A 19841-nucleotide genomic window follows, 5' to 3' on the forward strand; every position below is an offset into this window, starting at 1 on the left:
CCAGGCGTCATCAACGCCGTTGTAGGAGCGCGCCTCGCGCGCGACCGGAGTCATCGTTAAAACCGGTCGCGCGCAGGCGCGCTCCTACAGGTCATGGCCAGTCCAGGCGTCATCAACGCCGTTGTAGGAGCGCGCCTCGCACGCGACCGGAGTCATCGTTAAAACCGGTCGCGCGCAGGCGCGCTCCTACAGGTCATGGCCAGTCCAGGCGTCATCAACGCCATTGTAGGAGCGCGCCTTGCGCGCGACCCGGAATCATCGTGAAAACCGGTCGCGCGCAAGGCGCGCTCCTACAAGGTGTTGGATGTGGATCTGGAATCAGGGGGCCGGCGTGGAGCGCACCAGGTACTGCACGCTGAATTTCTTCTCGGCATCCATCCACACCTTCTCCACCGAAAGCCCCGCCTTCGAAGCCATCAGCGCGAAATCCTCCAGCGAATACTTGCAACTGTACTCCACCTGCATCGCCTCGTCTTCGCGAAAGACATAAGTCTCCGGCCCCACGCGCACTTCCTGTCGAACCGTGCTGACCAGTGAGGTCTCGATACGACCGGCGAGAGCGTTGTAACGCGCACGATGGCGGAACGCATCGACATCGAAATCGGTGCCGATCTCGCGATTCAGGCGCACCAGCATATTGAGGGTGAAATCACGCGTGACACCCGCGGCATCGTTATAGGCCGCCTCGATCTCGGCGGCATCCTTCTTCAGATCGACGCCGATCAGCACGCCACCGCCATCGCTCATCTCCGCACGCATCTGGCGGAGAATCTTCATGGCGTCCTTGCTCTCGAAGTTGCCGATCGTGGAACCAGGAAAATAGATGATCGTGCGACGCGGTGCCCGGGCGGCCACCGGCAGGCGCAAGGGCTGGGTGAAGTCGGCACACACCGGCTGCATCGGCACATGCGGAAACTGCGCCGCCAGTGCGGCCACGCTTTCCATCAACGCCGTGCGCGAGATTTCCACCGGCACATAGGCGGCCGGCGATTCCATGTGCTCCAGCAACATGCGCGTCTTGATGCCACTGCCGCTGCCGTATTCCACCAGACGTGCCTCGGGGCCAAGCGTCGCCGCGATCTCTGCGGCATGATCGCGCATGATCGCAATCTCGGTTCGCGTCAGGTAATACTCCGGCTGCTCGCAGATCGCCTCGAACAGCGCGGAACCGCGTTCGTCATAGAACAGCCGCGAGGGAAGCCGCTTGGGTTTCGCCGACAGGCCGCGGCGGACGGTATGCAGGGTGTCCTCGACATCCGGATGGCGGTCGTCGACACGGATGTCTTTCGGTAGAGCGCTCATCGATCATTTCCCAGTCGTATCCCCGAGAACTGCCAGCGGGCATGGGGAGGAAAGAAGTTGCGGTAAGTCGCGCGAATGTGGTCCGCGGGCGTGGCGCAGGAACCTCCTCGAAGCACCCATTGCCCATTCATGAACTTTCCGTTGTATTCACCGAGCGCACCGGCCAGGGGCCGGAAACCCGGATAACTGACATATGGGCTCATCGTCCATTCCCAAACGTCACCGTACATCTGTCCGAGCGCCGTCTCGAACGATGAGGCACGAGGTTGGAGCATGTCGGTGTCCTGAAGGTTCCCCTGAACGGGAATATCCTCGGCCATCGTCTCCCACTCGGTTTCCGTGGGCAGGCGCGCGCCGGCCCAGCGCGCGAACGCATCTGCCTCGAAGTAACTGATATGCGTGACGGGCGCATGGGGATCGATGGGGCGCCGGCCGGACAACGTGAATTCGGTCTCCAGCGCCTCGTCCCAGTACAGCGGGCGCTTCCAGCCTTCGGCCTGCACGTTCGCCCATCCATCCGACAGCCACAGCGTGGGCTCTTCGTAACCGCCATCGTGGACGAAGGCACGGTACTCCGCATTGGTCACCGGACGATTGGCGATGGCACCCGCCTGCCGATAGGTACGGTGGCGCGGCCCTTCATTATCGAAGTGGAATCCTTCGCCTTCATGACCGACCTTCACCACGCCTTCTTCGAAAGGCACGAAACGCAAGGCAGGTGCCACGACAGGCAGGGCTCGCGGTGCGTCAGCGGCAAAGGCGGGCTCCAGCGGGTTCTGCGCAAAGGCATGCTTGATGTCCGTGAGCAACAGTTCCTGGTGCTGCTGCTCGTGCTGCACACCCAGTTCAACCAGTGCAGCAAGCGCCGGATCATCACCACGGGAGATCATCGATGCGATGGCTTCATCCACGCGGTGACGATAGTCGAGCAATTCATCGAGCGCCGGGCGTGTAAGCATGCCGCGGCGCGGCCGCGCGTGCATCGGCCCCACCGACTGGTAGTACGAGTTGAACAGGTAATGCCATTCCGGATTCGCCACCACGTACCGGCGATCGCGCGAGAGGATGAACTGCTCGAAGAACCACGTCGTATGCGCCAGGTGCCATTTGGTCGGACTCGCGTCCGGCATGGACTGCACCACCGTGTCCTCGGGACGCAGATGGGCAGCGAGCGCGACCGTACGATGACGTATGGAAAGAAAACGCGTGGCGAGATCCGTGCCTGCCGGCGAAAGGGAAGCGAGGCCTAGCGGATGATGGCTCATCGAACGGTTCCATGCGGACGAAGGGGCGCCAGCGATCGCGCCGACCATGCCGCAGGAAACGTTCAACGGGTGTGAGCGCGACCGACCACCGCCTTAACGCGCGGTGCACCGGGGCGCCCTGCCCCTCGTATCCGGGGCCCCGGAGGCTTAACGTAGGGTTACCTCACCGCGGAGGACTTCACCATGTATGCCCGCTCCCTGTTCGTGACCGGCCTGATCCTGATCGGAGCCGCCCAGGCCGCCGATGCCCCGGCCCCCTTACCTCGCAAGGAATTGCCCGTCGCCGATTGCCTGCGCACCGACCAGATCAGCAACTGGGCCATGGTCGACAACCGCACGGTCATCGTCGCCAACGGTCCTAACTTCTACCGGGTAACCACCAACGTGGATTGCCCGCGCATGGACCTGGGCGGCGGCATCCGCTTCCGCGGCGCCGAGAGCATCAAGGCCGTGGCGCCCATGCGCATCTGCGGCAGCATCAACGAGCAGATCGTGCGCCGCGACGATCCACCGTGCCAGATCCAGACGGTAGAGAAGATCGACAAGGCCACCTATCAGTCGCTGGAGAAGAAGGCACAGCGCAAGGGATCGGGCGCCGAGCCCAACGGCATGGTCAGGTAACCATCGCCCTGTAGGAGCGCGCCTGCGCGCGACCGGTTATGACGCAAACATCGGTCGCGCGCAGGCGCGCTCCTACAATAAAAAAGCCCGGCGCGAGGCCGGGCTTTTGTTCAACGGATGCCGACGATCAATAGCCGTCGTCGCGGACGTAGCGCGTGGTGTAGCCATCGTCATACGTCGTGGTGGTCGTGGTGACGCGACGGGTGGTGTATGCCGGACCGTCGTCATAGATGACCGTGGTGGCCGGGCGGCTGTAGTACACCGGGCGGTCGTCATAGACCACCGTGGTGGCCGGACGCGTGGCACCGTAGACCAGACCGGCGACTGCACCGGCAACGATGGCGCCAGCAACCCACCGACCCGCGTGGTCATAGTGACCGCGACCGTAGTAACCGCCATGGTAGCCACCGTAATAGCCACCGCCGTGGTAGTAACCGCCGCGACCCCACCCGTGGGCGAAGGATGCGGGTGCGAATGCCATCAACCCCGCAGCGGCGAGAAAAAGAGCGGACTTGACGAACTGACCTTTCATGACGGTGACCTCCGGGTGGTGATTCCAGATTCGCGCTCCGGCACTGAATCCGGACTGAAGTTTTCTGCACCGTATGTTCACGTTCTCCATGGGTTCACGAACGGCTTCCGGAGCAGCCAGCAGCCATGAATATCGTGGCGCCGTGAGAAGTCGAACGGGATGCTGGGTGCACTCCAGTCCTCAATCTGAAAATGGGGCTCGAGGGCCGCCCGATCAAGCTGGAAGCGGCGGAAGTTGTTGGAGAACACGATGATGCCTTCAGGCAGCAGTCGCTCGGCGCAGAGCAGCAGCAGCTTGACGTGGTCGCGCTGCACGTCGAAATCGTCGGCCTTCTTCGAGTTGGAAAAGGTCGGCGGGTCGACGTAGATCAGCCCGTACTGCATCGAGCGCTTCTCCAGGAAGGAGAGCGCGTCTTCCTGAACGAGACGGTGGCGGTTGCCGGTGAAGCCGTTCAGCGCAAGATTGCGCGACGCCCAGTCGAGGTAGGTGGCGGACAAATCGACCGTGGTCGTGTCGCGCGCATCGCCCGCGGCCGCGTAGACGCTGGCCGTACCGGTGTAGGCGAACAGGTTCAGGAAATGCTTGCCGGCGGCAAGTTCCCGGATCTTGGCACGCACGAGGCGGTGGTCGAGGAACAGGCCGGTGTCGAGGTAGTCGGTGGGGTTGATGAGGAAGCGAAGGCCGCCCTCGCCCACTTCCACGAACTGGCCCTGCTGGTCGAACTGGCCGTACTTGGAACCGCCCTTGCCGCGCTCGCGGGTTTTCACAGCGATGCGATCACGCGGGGTGCCGAACACCTCGGCCGCCACGCGCACCACCTCGCGCAGGCGGTTGCGGGCGACATCCACCGGGATGTCCTGCGGCGCCTTGTATTCCTGGATGTGCAGCCAGTCTTCGTAGACGTCGATGGCGGCGGCGTATTCCGGGAGATCCTGGTCATAGGCGCGCCAGCAGCTGATGCCTTCGCGGGACAGGCGCTTGCGCAGGTGGCGGACATTCTTCTCCAGCCGGTTCTTCAGCATCTGCGCGCCGTCGGACAGCGGCCTGGCCTCACGCGGCGCCTCGTCGCGGGCACGCAGGCTGAAGGTGAGCAGCGGGGTTTCCAGCGCGCCGTTGAACAGCGCGTAGCGCTTGTCCGGCGACAGGCGCAGGGCGCGGCCCAGTTCTTCGTCGCCCGCCAGCACGGCGGCACGCCAGCCCGGGAAGCGCTCCTTCAGCGCCTGGCCCAGCTCACGATAGAGCTGTGGCAGCTCGGCACGGTCGCCCAGGCGCTCGCCGTACGGCGGATTGGTGATGACCAGACCCAGCGGGGTTTCCGGCGGGGGGGCCACGTGCACGGCGTCGCGACGATCCAGGTGGACGAAGCCGGCCACGTTGGCCGCCTGCGCGTTGCGCTTGGCGGTCTGCACCATGTTGCCGTCGCTGTCGCTGCCGAAGAACACCGGGCGCAGGTTGCGCAGGCCCTCGTCGGCGGCCGCCTTGGCCTCTTCCCACAGGGTGCGCCACATGGCGTAGTCGTGCTTCAGCCAGCCCAGGAAGCCGTAGTAGCCACGGCGCAGGCCCGGGGCCACGCCGGCCGCCATCAGGGCGCCCTCGATCAGCAGGGTGCCCGAACCGCACATGGGATCGACCAGCGCGCCGCCCTCGGCGTAGATGCGCGGCCACCGGGCGCGCACCAGCATCGCCGAGGCGAGGTTTTCCTTCAGGGGCGCCTCGCCCTGGCGCTCGCGCCAGCCACGACGGTGCAACGGGGAGCCGGACAGGTCGATCGACACCGTGGCGCGGTCGCGGCGCAGGCGCACGTTGACGCGCAGGTCGGGTTCCTCGGGGTCCACGTCGGGGCGCGCGCCACTGGCGGCGCGGAACTGGTCGACGATGGCGTCCTTGGTCTTCAGCGCGATGAACTGGCTGTGGGTGAGCTTGCTCTGGGCCGTATTGGCATCCACGGCCAGGGTGCCGTGAGCGGCCAGATGTTCGGCCCAGTCGATGTCCTGGATACCCTCGTAGAGCGCCTCGGGGGTGGCCGCCTCGAACTCGGCCACGGGCAGCAGCACGCGGCTGGCCATGCGCGACCACAGGCAGGCACGGTAGGCCGTCTCCAGGGAGCCCTCGAAGGACACGCCGGCCAGGGCCTCCTTGACGTTCCCGGCGCCGATGGCGACCAGTTCGTCCTTGAGGAGGTATTCCAGGCCCTTGGGGCAGGTAGCGAACAAATTCATGCGAGGCCTTCCAGGAAACGGCGGAATTCAGCCTCGACGACAGGCAGGGTGACGCTCAGGCGGTGATCGTCGCGCAACAGCAGGGCCGGCATGCCATGGCCCCGGGCGAAGCCGATGGCCTCGTCCACGGAGCAGACGTCGTCGTCGTAGCCGTGGACCAGGAACGACGGTACATCCTTGCGGGCGGCAAAGCCGCGCGGGTAGCCGGGGATGTGGGTCGGCAGGGCCAGCAGGAACAGGCCGGCGACCGGCACGTCGAGCGAGGCCAGCCCCGAGACGAAAGCCCCCATGCTGGAACCGACCAGCACCGGCGGTGCCGGCGAGGCCGCCATGGCCCCGGCGAGCCTGTCCAGGCGCGGTTCGATGCAGCCGGCGTAGCCCTTGAGGTCGTCCTCGCAGTAATCGGGACGCTGGGTGGTCCAGCCGAGCGATTCGGCCACGGCCGCCAGGACGCTCACCTTGGTGGCGTCGGGACCGGAATCGGAACCGTGGGAAAGGATGATGTGGCCGCGCATGGCGGTCTCCGTACGCGGAATGACCGGCTATGTTATCAAAGCGGCATGATCGACATCCTCCATGCCCCCCTGCCCTACGAAGCCCGGCTGCCCGAACGCGCCGCAACCGACATCGACCTGATCGTCCTGCACTGCACCGAACTGCCCGACCTGGCCATGGCCCGTGAGTATGGCGAGCGCGTGCTCTACGAAGACCGTGGCACGGGCGCCAGCGGCCATTACTACATCGACCGCGACGGCTCGGTGCTGTGCTACGTGGACCCGCTGCGCATCGCCAATCACACGCGGGGCTTCAATCCACGCTCCATAGGGATCGAACTGGTGAATCTCGGCCGCTACCCCGACTGGTTCGATTCCCGCCGGCAGGAGATGACCGAACCCTACCCGGAGGCCCAGATCGCGGCACTGCGTGCCCTGCTCGGCCACCTGCTCGCCCGCTTTCCATCGCTGGGCCACGTGGCCGGCCACGAAGATCTCGATACCGCAATGGTGCCGGCCAGCAACGATCCGGATACCGAAGTGCCGCGCAAGCGCGATCCCGGCCCGCAGTTTCCCTGGGCACGCGCGCTGCAAGGCTTGCGGCTGACCCGGCTGGACACCTGAGCGCCGTATAATTCGCGCATCGTTACCGGGAAACCGTTCCATGTCGGACAACCACGTCAGCGAACTCGTCGATCTGCTCGAACTGGAGCGCCTGGAAGACAACCTCTTCCGCGGCCAGAGCCGCGACATCGGCACCCGCTTCGTCTTCGGTGGCCAGGTGCTCGGACAGGCCCTCTCCGCCGCGCAGCGCACGGTCGATCCGCAACGCGAAGCCCACTCGCTGCACGCCTACTTCCTGCGCGCGGGCGATATCGAGGCACCCATCGTCTACAGCGTGGAACGCACCCGCGACGGTGGTTCGTTCTCGTCGCGCCGGGTGGTTGCCATCCAGCACGGCCAGCCGATCCTCGACGGCTCCATCTCGTTCCAGGTGCCTGAAACCGGTTACGAGCACCAGATGTCCATGCCCGAGGTACCGGCCCCGGAAGACGTCGAACCCATGCACGAACTCTCGGGTGAGCAACTGGCGCGCCTGCCGGAGAAAACCCAGCGCTGGCTGGGCATCGGCGGCCCGTTCGAGTTTCGTCATGTGTGGCCGCGCGACGAACTGCGCCCGGCCAAGCGGCCGCCCTACCAGCACATATGGTTCCGCATCAACGCGCCCGTGGGCGACGCGCTGACGCTCCACCAGGCCTTGCTCGCCTATGCGTCCGACTTCCACCTCATCGGCACGGCCACGCTACCGCACGGCATCTCCTATCTCACGCGCAACATGCAGATGGCGAGCCTCGACCATGCCCTGTGGTTCCATCGTCCGTTCCGCATCGACGAATGGCTGCTGTATTCATTCGACAGCCCTACCTCGCAGGGCGGCCGCGGACTGGCGCGCGGCATGATCTACACGCGCGACGGCAAGCTCATTGCCTCGACGGCGCAGGAAGGCCTGATCCGCGTGCGTCCCGACTGAACGCATGAACGTCGAGCTGCGGCACCTGCGTTACTTCATCGCCGTGGCCGACGAGCTGCACTTCAGCCGCGCCGCCGAGCGGCTGGGCATGTCCCAGCCGCCACTCAGCCAGCAGATCCGCGACCTGGAATCCACGCTGGGCGTGCGCCTGCTGCGCCGGACCAACCGCCGCGTCGAACTCACCGACGCCGGCCGTGCCTATCTCGATGCCGCGCGCGACATCATCGCGCGGGTGGACGATGCGGGCGATCTTGCCCGCCGTGCCGAACGCGGCGAGATCGGCGAGCTGCATGTCGCATTCACCCGCTCTACGCCGCTCATCGAGCGATTCCCCCGCGCCATACGCAACTTCCGCGAAACCTGGCCTGCGGTGCGACTGGTGCTGGTGGAGCGCAATACGATGCAGCAGATCGAAGCCCTGCTCGACGGACGCCAGCAGATCGGCTTGCTACGCGGTGGAACGCTGCCATCCACCCTGGTATCCCACCGCATCGTCTCCGATCCCCTCGTCGCCGTACTGCGCGCAGACCATCCGCTGGTGAAGGGGCGACGCAAAGGCCTGCGCATGGAAGAACTGGCTGACGAAAACTTCGTGGTGTTCTCGCGCGGTGCCGGCACCGGTGTGTACGACCAGTTGCTGAGCATGTGCCGCCATGCAGGCTTCATGCCGCGTATCGCGCAGGAGGCCGGCGAATCCTCTACGATGATCAGCCTCGTGGCTGCGGGCCTCGGTGTGGCCGTACTGCCGGAATCGATGCGCCATGTGCATATCGACGGCGTGGCTTATATCGCCATCGACTCTCCGGATTCGGCCAGCGAGTTGCATCTGGTTCATCGCCGCGATGACCGCTCGCCACTGGTGCAGGCCTTTACCGGGCTCATGCTGCGCCCCTGATGCACGTCTTTGGACGTTTCTATCGCCAGGTACGAAACTGCCGTCCAGTACACAGTTTGACCACGCAGGGTGGGTGTTAATCTCGAAGAAGCCAGGACGTCTGGCGACTACCCGAGGATCGACCCCATGCGTAAGTGGAAGAAGCCCGCCTACACCGATCTGCGTCTCGGTTTCGAAGTGACGATGTACGTGTCGAACCGCTGACACGCGGCGCGTCGGCGCCCCGGCATTCCGGGGCGTTTCCTTCCTGCAACGGACGAACGGATCACCGTGCATATCCAGGTTCTGGGCTCCGCCGCCGGCGGCGGCTTTCCGCAATGGAACTGCAACTGCGCCAACTGCGCCGGCTTTCGCGCCGGCACGCTGCGCGCCACGGCGAGGACGCAATCGTCCATCGCGCTTTCCGACGATGGCGTGCACTGGGTGCTATGCAACGCCTCTCCCGACATCCGTGCACAGCTTGCCGCTTTCGCGCCCATGCAGCCCAATCGTGCGCTGCGTGACACCGGCATCTCGGCGATCGTGCTGCTGGACAGCCAGATCGACCATACGACCGGCCTGCTCAGCCTTCGCGAAGGATGCCCGCATGAAGTGTGGTGCACGGACATGGTCCATGAGGACCTCACCCAGGGGTTTCCCCTGTTCCGCATGCTCACGCACTGGAATGGCGGCCTCACGCACCGGGGCATCGTGCCGGGCCAACCATTCGTGATTGCCGCATGCCCACGTCTGCGTTTCACGCCTTTTGCCTTACGCAGTGCCGCGCCGCCTTATTCGCCGCATCGCGGCGACCCGCATCCTGGCGACAACATCGGCCTGGTCGTGGACGATCTCGATACGGGCGGCCGCCTTTTTTATGCACCCGGACTCGGCGAAGCAGACGACGAACTGCGCCAGATCATGGCAAGCGCACACTGCCTGCTCGTGGACGGCACGCTATGGCACGACGATGAAATGCAACGATGCGGCGTCGGCACGCGTACCGGCAAGGAAATGGGGCATCTCGCCCAGCACGGCCATGGCGGCATGCTCGACGTGCTGGATGCGCTGAACGTGCAGCGCAAGATCCTCATCCATATCAACAACACCAATCCCATCCTGGACGAGGATTCGCCCGAGCGCGCCGAGTTGCAGCGCCGCGGCATCGACGTCGCCTGGGATGGAATGGGCATCACTCTCTAGGCGACGATCGTGACCCAGGCGCTATCCCGCGATGCATTCGAACAGGCCCTGCGCGACAAGGGCCGTTACTACCATAGCCACCACCCCTACCACGTAGCGATGTACGAAGGCCGTGCCACGCGCGAACAGATCCAGGGCTGGGTGGCCAATCGCTTCTACTATCAGGTGAACATTCCCCTGAAGGATGCCGCGATCCTGGCCAACTGCCCGGATCGCGACACCCGTCGCGAGTGGGTCCAGCGCATCATCGATCACGACGGGACACCCGGCGAAGGTGGCGGCATCGAGGCATGGCTCACGCTCGCCGAAGCCGTGGGACTGGATCGCGAACAGGTGCTGTCGCAAGAGCTGGTGCTGCCTGGCGTACGTTTCGCGGTGGACGCATACGTGAACTTTGCCCGGCGAGCGAGCTGGCAGGAGGCGGCAAGCAGTTCGCTCACCGAGCTATTCGCCCCGGAAATCCACCAGTCGCGCCTCAGCAGCTGGCCGCAGCATTACCCATGGATCGACGCGGAAGGCTATGCCTACTTCCGCACACGACTCGGGCAGGCGCGCCGCGACGTCGAGCACGGCCTGTCGATCACGCTCGACCACTACACAACGTATGAGGCCCAGCAGCGCATGCTGGACATCCTCCAGTTCAAGCTCGACATCCTGTGGACCATGCTCGATGCGATGAGCATGGCGTACGAACTGCACCGACCGCCGTATCACAGCATTACGACGGAACGGGCCTGGCACAAGGGAATCGCCCTGTGAGTCGCAAACGTATTCCTCAATGGCGCCCCGGCTACCGCTTCCAGTGGGAGCCCGCGCAGGAGGCCTTCGTCCTGCTGTATCCCGAGGGCATGGTCCGCCTGAACGAGGGTGCCGGCATGATCGGTGAACTCATCGACGGCCAGCGCAGCGTTGCGCAGATCGTCGCCGCACTGGCCAACGAATTCCCCGACGAGGACATCGGCGGTGACGTGGACGACTTCATGCAGGTAGCCCATGAAAAACACTGGCTCCATTTCGCCTGACACCACGCGCCCCGGCATGCCGTTCTGGCTGCTGGCCGAGCTGACCTATCGCTGCCCGCTGCAATGCCCGTACTGTTCCAATCCGCTGGACTTCGCGGCGCAAGGCAAGGAGCTCACCACCGACGATTGGTTTCGCGTGCTGCGCGAAGCGCGTGCCATGGGGGCGGCGCAGCTGGGCTTCTCCGGTGGCGAACCTCTGGTGCGGCAGGATCTTCCCGAACTCATCGGTGAAGCACGCCGGCTCGGTTTCTATACCAACCTCATTACCTCGGGTATCGGCCTCACCGAAGCGAAGATCGCGGATTTCCGCGAGCGGGGCCTCGACCATATCCAGATCAGCTTCCAGGCCAGCGACGAGGATATGAACAACCTCATTGCCGGTTCGCCCAAGGCTTTCGCGCAGAAACTCGCCATGGCGCGCATGGTGAAGGCGCAGGGCTATCCCATGGTGCTGAACTTCGTGACGCACCGTCACAACATCGATCGCATCGATCGCATCATCGACCTGTGCCTTGCGCTGGAAGCCGACTACGTGGAACTGGCCACTTGCCAGTTCTACGGCTGGGCGCACCTGAACCGGCTTGGCCTGCTGCCTACACGCGAGCAACTGGAACGGGCCGAACGCATCACCAACGACTACCGCGAACGACTGGCACGCGAGCATCATCCCTGTCAGCTCATCTTCGTCACGCCGGATTACTACGAGGAACGGCCGAAGCCCTGCATGAGTGGCTGGGGCAGCATCTTTCTCACGGTCACCCCCGACGGCACCGCTCTGCCCTGCCATGGCGCACGCCAGTTGCCCATCGCGTTTCCGAACGTGCGCGAGCACTCGCTGCAACACATCTGGTACGACTCGCCGGGCTTCAATCACTTTCGTGGTGATGGCTGGATGCCGGAGCCCTGCCGTTCCTGCGATGAGAAGGACAAGGATTTCGGCGGCTGCCGCTGCCAGGCGTTCATGCTCACGGGTGATGCGGCGGCGACCGATCCTGTCTGCGCGAAGTCATCGCATCATGATCTGATCCTGGCAGCGCGTGCCGAAGCGGAAACCGCCACTCAACGTATCGACCAGCTCACATTCCGCAACGCACCCAGTTCACGCCTGATCGCACGCGTCACACCGACATGAGCCAAACCCTGACTGCTGCACGGGCCGTCGCTGCCGGCGCGGACTTCACCGAACTCGCTGCCCATTCCGGTGTACTGGTGTATGGGCGCTTTGATCCTGCTGACGGTGCAACCCGTCTGTGGATATATCGCGACGGCAGCGCCATCTGTCTGACACCGGATGGTTACAGCGTGCGCAGCCGGGTGTACGAATACGGTGGCGGGTCGTTCTTTCTGAGCAGTGATGCCCTGTTCTTCGTCAACGAGAAAGACCAGCAGGTCTACAGGCAGTCGCTGGATGGATCGTCACCTGTGACGTTCGGTGGCATGAACGATGCGCGGTACGGTGATCTTGTCTACGACGAGGCCCGTGGGCACGTCCTTGCCGTGGAAGAACACCCGGAAGGTGGCCGCTTTCCGGTTCACCGGCTGATCGCCATCGATACCCGGGGCGAACGACGGGTACTCGCCGAAGGCGCCGACTTTTATGCCTCACCACGCCCTCAATCACACGCATTGGCCTGGATCGAATGGGACCGCCCTCACCAGCCGTGGACGCGCACACGCCTGATGAAGGCGCGCCTCGATCAGCACGGACAGGTAGCAAGCCATGCCACGGTCGCCGCCGAAGGTAACGAATCCATCCAGCAGCCCACCTTCGACAACGATGGGGTGCTCATGGCGCTGACGGACCGTGATGGCTGGTGGCGGCCGTGGCGCTTCGCGGATGATGCGATGGACATGCCATTACCAAGCCCGCTGGCCGATCACGCTGGCGCGCCATGGCAGATGGGAACCCGGACGTGGATGGCGCTGCCTGACGGTAGCTACGTGGTCTGCTGGTTTGATCGCGGATTCGGACGGTTGTCGCTGCTGAATGGTGCGACATGGCATGACCTCGCCACCGACTACACGCGTTTTCGCGCGCTGACCGTGGATGGCAATCACCTGTATGCCATCGCCGCCTCGCCGACGCATCCCTCGACGGTGATAGGCATCAATCTGCTCACACATGCCGTCAACGTGTTGGCAGGCGGAGAACCACCGCTGGCCGAAAGCGACATCGCATTACCCCACCCCATCACCTGGCCGATCACTGTAGGAGCGCGCCTCGCGCGCGACCGGCCAAGCGAATCCGTTGATGGTGTTCGCGACAACCGGTCGCGCGCAAGGCGCGCTCCTACAGAGGCTAACGAAACCCCGAGCGCCAGGAACGCCCACGGCTTTCTCTACCTGCCCGCATCCGAAACCCCACCCCCACTCATCGTCTTCATCCACGGCGGCCCCACCTCCGCCACCCACCCGGTCTTCGATGCCCGTATCCAGTTCTGGACAGGCCACGGCTTCGCGGTGGCGGACATCAACTACCGCGGCAGCACCGGCTACGGCCGTGCCTATCGCGATGCACTGCGCGGCGCATGGGGCGTCGCAGACGTCGAAGACGCGTGCGCCCTCGTCCCCTGGCTCGCCGCACAAGGCCTCATCGACCCATTGGCCGCCTTCATCCGTGGCGGCAGTGCAGGCGGCTACACCGCGCTGTGCGCCCTCGCCTTCCGCGATGTCTTCCGTGGCGGCGCCAGCCTCTACGGCGTGAGCGACCCCATTGCGCTGGCAAAGGACACCCACAAGTTCGAATCCGACTACATGGACTGGCTCATCGGCGATCCGGTCACCGACGAAGCCATTTACCACGAACGCACGCCGCTGCTGCACGTCGAGGGCATCACGGTACCGGTGATCTTCTTCCAGGGCGGCCGCGACGCGGTGGTGGTACCCGCACAAACCGAAGCCATGGTCGCAGCACTACGCCAACGCGGCGTCCCCTGCGAATATCACGCTTATCCCGATGAACGCCACGGCTTCCGCCAGGCCACCACCCTCGCGCACGCCCTGGAAAACGAACACGCCTTCTACCGCACCCTCCTGTAGGAGCGTGCTTGCGCGCGACCGATTGCCGCGATCACGTCTCACAACCATCCGTTGCGATCACTTTCATCGCTCCACTCCGTCGGGTCGCGCCCAAGGCGCGCTCCTGCTACCGCATCCATGGTGCTGGCATACCGCCCTCCCCGTGCATGGCCGATTTTGCATATCTTCGCCTACAACCAACGGCTTATGTCACTCACTGTCTACCCGGCGCACGCTTCGTATCAGCGCATCGTCCCGTATATCCCGATCACCGCCCAATCTGCTCGGCAAGGAGAGCCTCATGAAACACAACGCGATGGGTACGGACCCCTCCGATTTTCGAAACGCCGCCATCTTCAACACGACCCGACAGAAATGTACCCATGTCGATCCGCGCACCGGCCTGTTCGAATGTTTCATGCCGTTGCCTGCAATCACAGGCAACGCAGGCCAGGGGCCCGTCCTGGACATGTCCCTGTATTACTCCCCTGCGGTCAACAACATTGCTGCCCTGGGCGATGGCTGGTCGTTCGGATCCATCGCCACCTATTTCGAAAGAAACAGCACCCTCACCCTGCATACCGGTGAAGTGATCCTGGTAGAAAAGGGTAAAGCCTTTCAAAACAGCGCCGTCAAGGCCACCTGGTCCGACAACGACACCACCCTGACCGTGGAACGAGCAGACGGGCGCGTGGAAACCTTCCAAAAGGCGGGTGACAGTTTGTTGTGGACACCCGTCACCATCACCACGGACGGCTATCGGTATCTCCATCTGACCTGGGCGACCGTGGAGCAGTCGAACGACACTGAATCTCCCTCGATCAACATATTTAGCATCGTGCCCACCCTGCAAGTCATCCCGGTACAACTACGCCATCAAGTCCGCCTGACGGCCATCGACGACGACGGTGCAACAGACGCATCCGGCACGAAGGCAAGCCCACGCCGGCTGCTCACCATTGAATACCGCGCCGACGGTACCTCACAACCCGATGACCACGTCGCGGCTCCCACCGAAATCCGCCTGAATTTCTGGCCACGCACACGCGAAGCGATGACGTTCGTCCTGAACCTCAACGACCAGTACGCCCTGACATCGATCGTGCCGCCGGAGTACGCCATCTGGAAGGCCACGCAGCAAAAGGCCAACGCGACGGTCAACGCAACAGACGGCCCCATGGCCCGCTTTGCTTACCAGGACCACGCGACATGCGGATGGCTGCTCAACGAGGTCCGCACCTTCGCAGGTCTGACGGAGACGGTAACCTACACAGACGATGGCCTGACGTTTGCCGGCAATGAAAAGCTGTCTGCACTGCCAAGCGTCAAAACACATATCGTAAAGCCACGTGGAAACATCTCGGAAACAGTCGCCACCTACGACTACCAATGGGTATTCGGTGAAGGAAAAAATAAACTCCAAGGCTTCGACGATGTCTATCGGACCACCATCACCCAAGCCGGGTCGATCGTTACACATTTCTATTCCGAAGATCACAGTGGCACAAGTGAAGAAAGAAAAACCAATAATGCAATCGTTAGAGTCGATTGTTCGACGATCATTGAAAAATCAGGAAAGACCGAATCATACTCGACGTCTAGAGACGTTAAGTACGGTGATACGAAAACGCTTTCCATCGCATCACAGGCATTTTTTAGCGCCATTGGCGGCCAGCCATCCCTTCGCTTCACCGAAGCGTCACACACAGCGTTCGCTTACGACGCATCGCACTCTGGCTTCTGTAAATCGCTTCCAAACGCTGAGATATCAGCTGCGTCGAAGATAGATCCTCGCGACGTCAAGTTACCCGACACCGAAGAACCCGTCGATCCGAACGCTACCCCCATGGCTCGCTCTTTTGTCAAAGACGTAGACGCCGACGGATACCTTCACGCGTGGAAAAGGAAAGACATCACTGGCCTTGACATGCGAAAAATTGTTCCAGCATACGAATTAGCAAGTTCCGAGTATGGGAACGCCGACGCTCCCCATGCCGCCTCAACCTATCTCAGCGAGCATTCAGAGCACGAATCCCGCCTTCTCTACCAGAAGAACTTCACCTATGTCGACATCAGCGGGCTCAATCGCGAGAAGCTGAATACACTCAAGCAAGCCTGCGGCCCGACACTGTCAGCCAAGCTCATCCAGATAATCACTTACTATGACGGCGATGACTTCCGCAAAGGCCTGAAGAAAAGCATCACCCAGGGCAACGACGATGGCAACGGTGGCGTCGTTACCGGCACCGGCACGTTCCTGAGCTTCGCCTATACGCTCAACGCCGACCAGACCGAAATCACCATCGCCATCACCGAGTCACGTGCCGATACTTCGCGCACCACCGGTGAAACCCTCAGCACGCTGAGTGGCCGTCTGGTCAACCAGCTCGATGCCGACGGCAATAGAGCAACCTACGCCTACGATAGCGCTGGCCGTCTCATCACGCATGTTCTGTGTGCCCAGAGCGACGAGTACCGGCAGACCACCACCTACGCCTACCCCCAACCCGGTCGCATCGAAACTACTGGCCCGAACGGCCAGAAGCACGCCACAGAGCAGGATGGTCGTGGCAACACCATTCTCGAACAGGTGTGGCACACCGAAAAATCGACCTACGTTACAGGGTCTTCCTACTGGCTTCCTTTGAAGACCACGTCCTTTGATGATCAAGGCAGGGAAAGCAGCATCACGCAGTATGACCATTTCCTTGATAAATACAGGCCAGTCTACCCCGTCACGAAAGAATCGAGTCCGTACGATAGAGCGTCCGATATCGCCGAGACCTTCACCATGGCGTACGACGACTGGGGTAACGAATGCAGCCGCACCTACTCCGATGGAAGGGTAGCATTCAACCAGTACGATCCCATCACCCGGGTGCGCGAAGAATGGGTCGGCGCAAAGGACGACAAACAGCGCAAGCGCACCACCTACAAGCGCAACGGCTCCGTCGCCAAGGTCGAGCAAATCGATACCCATGGAGAGGTCAAGCGCACTGACACTTACACTTACCGAAACAACGGGTGGCTGCTGACGCTGTCGCGGGATACGCCGCATGGCATGCATACCACCACCTATAGCTACGACTCCATCGGACGTGTGACCACCGAAACGCACAACGAGGATGGCAGCACGTACGCTTATCACTATGAGTACCCCATCGACTGGCTCGTGACCGAGCCCATCAAGCGCACGGTGACCTGGGGTGCCGTTACCCGCACGCTTGGCGAACGCACCCTGGATGCCTGGGGAAGATGCACCTCGCTCACCCGTGCAGGCATTACCGAGACCTATACCTACAGCGAGGCCATTCCCGTGCCTGCCACAAGGAAGCAGGCCGATGGCACCACGCTGGCCTACACCACGATTCCGGAACTTGGCCATCAAGTGAAGACCCTTACCGGGGGCACGCGATCGCAGTCGTTTGCTTACCTGCACGGCAATACGCGTTCCTCGTCGGCCAAGGAATCCAATACTGCCGTTACCGATGGCGAGGACGATGCGGAGTACGCGTCGATCACTTATGACCACGATCCCAACGAGCGCGTCATTGACCAATGTCCAGACGGACGCCTGGACTGGGAAACCATGGTGAAACGTCGCTACACTCCGGCCGGACGCCTGCTTTCGGATGCATGGAAGCTCTCGGACCGGACCGAATACTCCTACAATAAGTTGGGTCAGCGCGTAACCACCAATGCTCCGAACGGAATCACGGATCATGCCTACGATGACCGGGGCAGGCTGGCACGCGAAGGGATCAGTGACGATGTCATCGTCACTTACACCTACGACAGTGAAGGCAAGGAAATCAGCCGACGTTTCGTGAAGACAGGCGACGGTGCCTTCGATTACACCCTCAACCACACGTATTTCGGCGATGGTCGTATTCAATGCGTCGAATGGATGGAGGGCAACACCAGCAAGGGAAAGCGCACCTACACCTATACGCCGGCAGGCTGCGTGAAGTCATGCAGCTACGCCGACGAATGGCAGCCCAGAACGCCGGGCGGCAAGGCCATCAGCCAGCAGGAATTCACCTACGATGGCCTGGGCAACGTGACCGCCTGCATGACGGCCTTCGAGGGTGGCCGTTGCAGCAGCCGCTACACGTATGACGACATAAGTGGCTGCCGGCTGACCGGCGTCACCCATGATCATCCGGATTACCCCAGGGCCACCACCCCCGAGTTCGACAGGAATGGACGGATCATCAAGGACATCACCGGCAAGACCTATACCTATGATTGGCTGGGCCGGATGACCCGGGCCGGCTCGCGCTACTACACCTACACCCCCATGAACGGCCTGGCGACCACTGGCAAGGATGACATGACATCCACACTGGTCTATGACGGTGCCGAACTGCGCGCCGACTGCGCGCCCACGGGCGATGGCCGCTGGCTGAATCCCGGCAGCACCGGCTGCACCGTGCAAGCGGTCGTTCGCTCGAGGGTGAGTCGCACCCTGCTCGAACTGCGCGATATCGACGGCACGGTGCTGGTGACCTTCGACGCCACGGCGAAAACCGCGAAGTACCACACATACACCGCCTGGGGTGGGCACAGCTCCGCCGAAACCGATTCACTACTCGGTTTCAAGGGCGAATACCGTGACGCGGACAACGATCACTATCCGCTGGGCCAGGGTTACCGGCACTACAACCCGGACAGCATGCAATTCGGCGTACCCGATGACTGGAGCCCGTTCGGCAATGGCGGCCCGCAGGCCTATGGCTGCTTCGATGGCGACCCGGCGAACATGTCCGATCCCAGTGGGCATATGGCCGTAGGTGCCGGTGCGGTCAACCGGGGGCTGCGCGCGAGATGGCCAGATGGCGCTCCCGGCCCCCTGGGCATGAGCAACGGCGGCATCATCAGCGCTGTGATTTGGGGAGCCATTGGCATCATGGCGGCCGCATTCACCGGCGGAGCATCGCTACTGTTGACGGGAGCATTGGTTGGGCTGGCCATCGTGTCCGCCGGGCTGTCCATCGCGGCCGCGGCGTTGTCAGATAGCGACCCGAAACTGGCCAAGATCTTTGGCTGGGCAGCGCTTGGAGCCGGCCTGGTGGGTGGTGTGGCGTCGCTAGGACAAAAAGTTGTCCAGTTCACGCTCAAACTCTGCCGCTCGGGGTATCAGCTTGGCAAAACGCTATTACAGAAGGTCGCTGCGGCCGGCAGCAAGCTATGGGACCGGGGGCGCGATGTCATATCTCGATGGAGCGGGCAATCGTTTCGGTCACCGGGAACCGTACTGACGCCCAAGCCAAGCTACGCCAATCAGGTCCTCGGTAATCCGCTTCCTGCAGGAAAACTCCCGTCAGTCTGGGGCGACCTGAAAGACAAGGTCGCGGATTTGACCTTTGACAGCTTCCACAGTACCTGGGGTGAGTTGGCCGGGGCCTTCGATATGGGCGACCTGAACACGATGGTCTGTGCCGTGTCAGGGGGCTTGTCCGAATCAGGCCTTCTTGTGGGTGATGAGGCGATCGTCGCCGGACACACGGCTTCCGTGACAGCCTCCGGTATCATCGGCTCATGGCATACCAACACACTGAGCCATTCGTTCGTGGCGCGGTTGCGAGGCCTTCGCTTCCGCTAGGTGGCACGATCATCGACGGCAGGAAAGTGCTTTGCGCGCGACCGGTCAAGGCGAACGTGTGATGCAATTCGCGCCCCCCATCCCTGTAGGAGCGCGCCCCGCGCGCGACCGTTCATGGCGCAGATCATCATCGCTCCCGTTCCACCGGTCGCGCG

The 19841-nt window shown here is 63.0% G+C and carries 16 protein-coding genes; 11 read left to right on the plus strand and 5 right to left on the minus strand.

Annotation, left to right across the window (positions count from 1 at the left end; all coding sequences use genetic code 11):
* Window positions 1-318 precede the first annotated feature (318 nt).
* Both egtD and egtB read right to left on the minus strand, forming a co-directional pair.
* The gene (gene egtD, locus HBF25_RS06715; protein WP_166947170.1) at window positions 319-1302 is read right to left on the minus strand and encodes an L-histidine N(alpha)-methyltransferase; all 984 of its coding nucleotides are present in this window, start codon (window positions 1300-1302) and stop codon (window positions 319-321) included.
* Entirely contained in the window at window positions 1299-2567 is a 1269-nt protein-coding gene (gene egtB / locus HBF25_RS06720; protein WP_166947171.1) for an ergothioneine biosynthesis protein EgtB, read from the minus strand. The genes egtD and egtB overlap by 4 nt, the downstream gene beginning before the upstream one ends.
* Window positions 2568-2750: 183 nt before the next feature.
* Here egtB and HBF25_RS06725 point away from each other — a divergent pair, with 183 nt between their 5' ends.
* On the plus strand, window positions 2751-3188 hold the full coding sequence (locus tag HBF25_RS06725) for a DUF6491 family protein (RefSeq protein ID WP_166947172.1): 438 nt from the start codon (window positions 2751-2753) through the stop codon (window positions 3186-3188).
* Between the two features lie 127 nt (window positions 3189-3315).
* Here the strand turns inward: HBF25_RS06725 and HBF25_RS06730 are convergent, their stop codons facing one another.
* The 3 genes from HBF25_RS06730 to HBF25_RS06740 all read right to left on the minus strand — a co-directional run bounded on the left by HBF25_RS06730 (window position 3316) and on the right by HBF25_RS06740 (window position 6454).
* Window positions 3316-3720 carry a hypothetical protein gene (locus HBF25_RS06730; RefSeq protein ID WP_166947173.1) on the minus strand — a complete coding sequence of 135 codons (405 nt, stop codon included), beginning with the start codon at window positions 3718-3720 and terminating at the stop codon, window positions 3316-3318.
* A 77-nt stretch (window positions 3721-3797) separates the two neighbouring features.
* Window positions 3798-5939, minus strand: coding sequence for a bifunctional 23S rRNA (guanine(2069)-N(7))-methyltransferase RlmK/23S rRNA (guanine(2445)-N(2))-methyltransferase RlmL (gene rlmKL / locus HBF25_RS06735; RefSeq protein WP_166947174.1), 2142 nt, complete (start codon window positions 5937-5939; stop codon window positions 3798-3800).
* The gene (locus HBF25_RS06740) at window positions 5936-6454 is read right to left on the minus strand and encodes an alpha/beta hydrolase (protein ID WP_166947175.1); all 519 of its coding nucleotides are present in this window, start codon (window positions 6452-6454) and stop codon (window positions 5936-5938) included. The genes rlmKL and HBF25_RS06740 overlap by 4 nt, the downstream gene beginning before the upstream one ends.
* Before the next feature lie 45 nt (window positions 6455-6499).
* On the opposite strand from HBF25_RS06740, the gene HBF25_RS06745 reads away from it, so the two are divergent.
* The 10 genes from HBF25_RS06745 (at window position 6500) to HBF25_RS06790 (ending at window position 19686) form a co-directional block, all read left to right on the plus strand.
* Window positions 6500-7057 carry an N-acetylmuramoyl-L-alanine amidase gene (locus tag HBF25_RS06745; RefSeq protein WP_166947176.1) on the plus strand — a complete coding sequence of 186 codons (558 nt, stop codon included), beginning with the start codon at window positions 6500-6502 and terminating at the stop codon, window positions 7055-7057.
* 40 nt (window positions 7058-7097) lie between these two features.
* On the plus strand, window positions 7098-7964 hold the full coding sequence (gene tesB / locus HBF25_RS06750) for an acyl-CoA thioesterase II (protein WP_166947177.1): 867 nt from the start codon (window positions 7098-7100) through the stop codon (window positions 7962-7964).
* A gap of 4 nt (window positions 7965-7968) precedes the next feature.
* Window positions 7969-8859: a LysR family transcriptional regulator gene (locus HBF25_RS06755; RefSeq protein ID WP_166947178.1), complete on the plus strand. Its 891-nt coding sequence runs from the start codon at window positions 7969-7971 to the stop codon at window positions 8857-8859.
* A gap of 126 nt (window positions 8860-8985) precedes the next feature.
* Window positions 8986-9063 carry a pyrroloquinoline quinone precursor peptide PqqA gene (gene pqqA, locus HBF25_RS06760; RefSeq protein ID WP_166947340.1) on the plus strand — a complete coding sequence of 26 codons (78 nt, stop codon included), beginning with the start codon at window positions 8986-8988 and terminating at the stop codon, window positions 9061-9063.
* A 66-nt stretch (window positions 9064-9129) separates the two neighbouring features.
* Window positions 9130-10041: a pyrroloquinoline quinone biosynthesis protein PqqB gene (gene pqqB, locus HBF25_RS06765; protein ID WP_166947179.1), complete on the plus strand. Its 912-nt coding sequence runs from the start codon at window positions 9130-9132 to the stop codon at window positions 10039-10041.
* Window positions 10042-10050: 9 nt separating this feature from the next.
* Complete coding sequence (pqqC, locus tag HBF25_RS06770; RefSeq protein ID WP_166947180.1) at window positions 10051-10800, plus strand: pyrroloquinoline-quinone synthase PqqC; 750 nt, start codon at window positions 10051-10053, stop codon at window positions 10798-10800.
* The gene (gene pqqD, locus HBF25_RS06775; protein WP_166947181.1) at window positions 10797-11063 is read left to right on the plus strand and encodes a pyrroloquinoline quinone biosynthesis peptide chaperone PqqD; all 267 of its coding nucleotides are present in this window, start codon (window positions 10797-10799) and stop codon (window positions 11061-11063) included. The genes pqqC and pqqD overlap by 4 nt, the downstream gene beginning before the upstream one ends.
* Window positions 11035-12195 (plus strand): pyrroloquinoline quinone biosynthesis protein PqqE, encoded by a 1161-nt coding sequence (gene pqqE, locus HBF25_RS06780; RefSeq protein ID WP_166947182.1) that lies wholly within the window; start codon window positions 11035-11037, stop codon window positions 12193-12195. Before pqqD ends, pqqE begins: the two co-directional genes overlap by 29 nt.
* Window positions 12192-14102 (plus strand): alpha/beta hydrolase family protein, encoded by a 1911-nt coding sequence (locus HBF25_RS06785; RefSeq protein WP_208392451.1) that lies wholly within the window; start codon window positions 12192-12194, stop codon window positions 14100-14102. Before pqqE ends, HBF25_RS06785 begins: the two co-directional genes overlap by 4 nt.
* A gap of 280 nt (window positions 14103-14382) precedes the next feature.
* Complete coding sequence (locus HBF25_RS06790; protein WP_166947183.1) at window positions 14383-19686, plus strand: RHS repeat-associated core domain-containing protein; 5304 nt, start codon at window positions 14383-14385, stop codon at window positions 19684-19686.
* Window positions 19687-19841: the final 155 nt, after the last annotated feature.

It is taken from the genome of Luteibacter anthropi, assembly GCF_011759365.1.
GTDB lineage: Bacteria > Pseudomonadota > Gammaproteobacteria > Xanthomonadales > Rhodanobacteraceae > Luteibacter > Luteibacter anthropi.